4 protein-coding genes and 1 pseudogene are annotated in these 3427 nt (G+C 62.0%); 1 reads left to right on the top strand and 4 read right to left on the bottom strand.

The window, feature by feature from the left end:
- Position 1 precedes the first annotated feature (1 nt).
- Positions 2–154 carry a DUF3024 domain-containing protein gene (locus G8767_RS34980; RefSeq protein WP_277346955.1) on the top strand — a complete coding sequence of 51 codons (153 nt, stop codon included), beginning with the start codon at positions 2–4 and terminating at the stop codon, positions 152–154.
- 284 nt (positions 155–438) lie between these two features.
- Here the strand turns inward: G8767_RS34980 and G8767_RS34975 are convergent, their stop codons facing one another.
- The 4 genes and pseudogenes from G8767_RS34975 to G8767_RS34960 all read right to left on the bottom strand — a co-directional run.
- On the bottom strand, positions 439–660 hold the full coding sequence (locus G8767_RS34975; protein WP_003943449.1) for a hypothetical protein: 222 nt from the start codon (positions 658–660) through the stop codon (positions 439–441).
- Between the two features lie 424 nt (positions 661–1084).
- Positions 1085–1453 carry a hypothetical protein gene (locus G8767_RS36200; protein ID WP_240953008.1) on the bottom strand — a complete coding sequence of 123 codons (369 nt, stop codon included), beginning with the start codon at positions 1451–1453 and terminating at the stop codon, positions 1085–1087.
- An 875-nt stretch (positions 1454–2328) separates the two neighbouring features.
- On the bottom strand, positions 2329–2760 hold the full coding sequence (locus tag G8767_RS34965) for a hypothetical protein (RefSeq protein ID WP_153212232.1): 432 nt from the start codon (positions 2758–2760) through the stop codon (positions 2329–2331).
- A 225-nt stretch (positions 2761–2985) separates the two neighbouring features.
- Positions 2986–3427 (bottom strand): annotated as a pseudogene (locus tag G8767_RS34960) (DUF4357 domain-containing protein); the annotation flags it as partial.

Below are 3427 nucleotides of genomic sequence, written 5' to 3'. Positions count from 1 at the left end.
CCTGTCTTACACGAAGAAAACCGGGCTGTGGACTCTGTATTGGCGGGACCGGAACCTCAAATTTCACCGTTACCAGTTCTTGGCGCCGAGCCCTCACGTTCAGGATTTGCTCGATCACATCGAAAACTGTGGCGATCCGATCTTCTGGGGCTGATCCGTTATCGTCGGTGATGCGTTGACCTATTGAGACCAAGATCGGTATTAGACGTTTCTGTGAAGCACTTATATTCCCTGTTCGTACTGAGGTCTAGGTGTCGAGATCTCGTGTCGAAAATCTATGTCGAATAAACCGTTGGCTTTGCCTTTTCGACAGACGCGTTTTTCAGGCTGCCCACCAGGCGATGGCGGTGAGGGTGCAGCCGAGTATGAGGGCAGTTTCGACTGACACGCTGAGTCGTTCGTGCAGGCGTGGACGGTGGGTGCGCGGCGATGCTGGGGTCATGTAGTGGTGGAGGGTTGGATCATGGCTTCGAGCCTGGTGAGTCGTTCTTCGAGGGCGCCGGTGATGGCGAGCAGCCCGAGCAGGGTGGGTTCGGTGATGTCGCTGCCGTGTTGAGCGTGTTTGAGCAGGGTGGTGCGCAGGAGTGAGCACATGGGGGCGTCGTCGCTGATGGGGAGTTGTTCGAGTTTGGCGGTTAGACGCTCGTCGGGGGAGGTCATGCGTCGCTCCTGCACGTGTGGATCATGCAGGCCGAGTGAAAGGGGCGACTGCCTGCGCGGTGGCAACGGGTGGTGCGCTGGAACCGAGGCGGAAAGCAGCGCACCACAGTGTGATGTTACTGCGTCATTGCTGGGCGCTCGGTACGTGGGAGGTAAGTGACGGCGCACCCCTGGATGCGAGGAACTAGCTCGGTACGGTTCACCTGCAGGCGGCGAGGTACTCCTCGGTAGTTCAATGCTCAAGTAGCTGTAACTGTGCGAAGGCTGGTAACCGGGGTGGGTGCCACGTAAATTTTCGGGGGCGGCATCACCCGGTCCCCAACGGGTATGGCGAACGCTCCGCCGGTAGCCACCTCTGGTCTATCGGCGGGCGAGCCGTCCGGCAGGTTTCAGCGCATCGACTGTGTTTTCGCTACGCCGGTGGTCAGCGTGGGTTGGGGGTGCGCCACAGGCGCGGGGGGTCGCCGTCTTCGGTGTTGGCGAGGGCCCGGATTCCGTCGGCGTCCTGGGCGAGGATGTCCGCGAATTGTTGTCGGTGGGTGTCGTCGAGTCCGTCGGGCAGGTTCGCACCGTCGGTGATGGATGTCGCGGCGCCGTCGAGGTAGCGGGCGATCCGCAAGAGCAGCGGGCGTGGGGTCGGGACGACGGAGTGGTTCGCGTCGGCGGTGATCATGCCGAGAGTCGAGAGCAGGGACAGGCCGGCGACAGCTTCTTTGTCGTCGAGGTTGATGTGTGCGACTTTCAAGGCTTCGGCCAGCGCCGCGGTGGTCAGGCCGACGGCGGCGACGGGCATGGAGATGCTGCGCTCGAACTCGATCAGGTCGGCGCCGGGGGGCTTCGTCGGAGAGTGACACAGCGAGGGACTGCGCGAATGCGAGGAGGCGTTCGTCGGTGAAATCGCGCTGCGTGGTCTGGCGGGTGACTCTCATCAAGGTCGCGTATTCGGAGACTTTGTCGTCGAGGATATTCCGGGCTTCGGTGTCGGTGATCGTGAGCCCGAGATCGAGGAGGGCGGCCCGGAATTCGGTGGATCGGGTGTGGAGCCAGGTGGGCCGAGGACTCATCGCTGCTCCCGTGAGGTTGAGGCCGTGGTTGTCGAGGTGAGCTTAGATCCGCCTCACATCGCAAGAACGAAATGGCCGCCGAAACACGCCGGGTGGTTACAGGTCAGTGAAATCGTGTGCGCTACATTTCCCTTCCGCACCATCTCCGTTCGAGGCGGCGATGGATAGGGGTTCGCCGAGATGTCACACGACTGCAGGCGAGCCGCTCCCGATCGTGTGCCCGGCCCCCCAGAGTTGGGCACACTCGACCCACCCAGCTGGTACTGACGACCAGCAGGGTGGGTCACCCAAAGGTGTGCGGTGTGTTTTCCTCGTACCGAGTGGCCCAGGTGATAGTGGCCGAGGATGCAGTGAGTATCCGATTCGGGTCTCCGCAGCGGGTTTCTCTTCGTTCCGTCGAGAACCCGTGTGCAGAACCTACGTCGAATATCGTCTCCATCAGTGTCGGACGGTACTCGAGTGCTGATGCGGAAAAACGTACAGTCAAACCACAGGACCTACTCAGTGAATGTGTGGATCAAAGTCGGGCGAGAGTGTCGAGACCGCCCCGGAATTGCAGCTCCGACGTGCTCAGGACTGGCCGGGCTTTCGCTGGGCGTGAGAATCAGTTGTCGAGTATTTCCCGGCATTGTTCCGGGGTGTTGCCTTGCTGCAGGCAATTCGACCACAGGACCTGGGGATGGTTCGGCGGATTCGTTACTGTCGGGGTGCTTGTCGTGGTCCGAGGAGTGCCAGCTGTTGGCGGTGCATCGGTCATTCCGGCTTCGGCCCGAGGGTCGGGGAAGGTCATTCCTAGTGAGTTGGTGCACGTGGTTCCGTCGCAGGATCCTCCGTTGGCGGTGATTTCGCTGACCCGGTTGATCGCTGCGGGGCCGGCGCATTCGTCCGTCCAACCGTATGTTCCGTCCGTGAACGCGGTGTTCGGACCGGGCGAGGTGCAGTAGTCGATGTGCTTGGTCACCACCGGCGTTGGCGTGTCGATGAATGTTGCCTCAGCGGTGGGCGGTTCGACGATGGTTTCCGTCGTGGGTTCCACAATCGTGGCACTGGAAACCGGTGTGAGCGTCCCTGACGAGCTCGGCGTCGTGGCGGTCGCAGTTGCTCCCTCAGACGAGGCAGGTTCGGTAGACGAGCCCTGGTCGCTGCATGCACTGAGCGCGAGAAGGAGGATCGGCGCTGCTAGCCAGGCCTTTTTCATTTTCACTGCGATCGCTTCATCCTGTGGACGGGTCGGCGTGTGGTGGCAGAGCTAGGACGGGTGTCAGCGGCGCATTTCTGCGTACGCCTGGCGCCGCAGCTGTCGAAGTTGCCGCCCATCGGCCAGTTGCCAGTCCCTCCAACCGTGCCGTTGCCGGCCCATGATGTCCGTCAACGGCGCCGAGGGTGGCCCGTAGCGTTTCCCGTCGACGTCGAGGGCCCCGTCCCGCGTGATCGTTGCGACGTAGGTGAGCCCGCGGCCGGTATCGTGATACGTCAGCTGGTCGCCGACCTGTAGATGGCCGAAGAGCATGAGCTGCAAGATGTCATCGTCGTACGCGATCGGGGCGGAAGACCGCATGATTCGATCGGGTTGGTGTGTGAGCATGGAGGATTCGGATGTCGAATCGTCGCCGTCGCCGTCGCCGTCGCCGTCGCACGAGTTCGGATTCGGCTCGTCAGGTTGTGTGGTTGCGGTGGCTGCACCCTCGAGACGATGTTCCGTT

It is taken from the genome of Rhodococcus sp. IC4_135 (genome assembly GCF_011602025.1).
Classification (GTDB): domain Bacteria; phylum Actinomycetota; class Actinomycetes; order Mycobacteriales; family Mycobacteriaceae; genus Rhodococcus_F; species Rhodococcus_F baikonurensis.
The sequence above is the reverse complement of the archived record's forward strand: the minus strand, read 5'-3'. Positions and strand labels throughout refer to the sequence as shown.

Coding starts and splice junctions, on each gene's coding strand:
- G8767_RS36200 (WP_240953008.1), bottom strand. CDS start 1,453: ATGCCCGTCGCCGCCGTCGGCCTGACCACCGCGGCGCTGGCCGAAGCC.
- G8767_RS34975 (WP_003943449.1), bottom strand. CDS start 660: ATGACCTCCCCCGACGAGCGTCTAACCGCCAAACTCGAACAACTCCCC.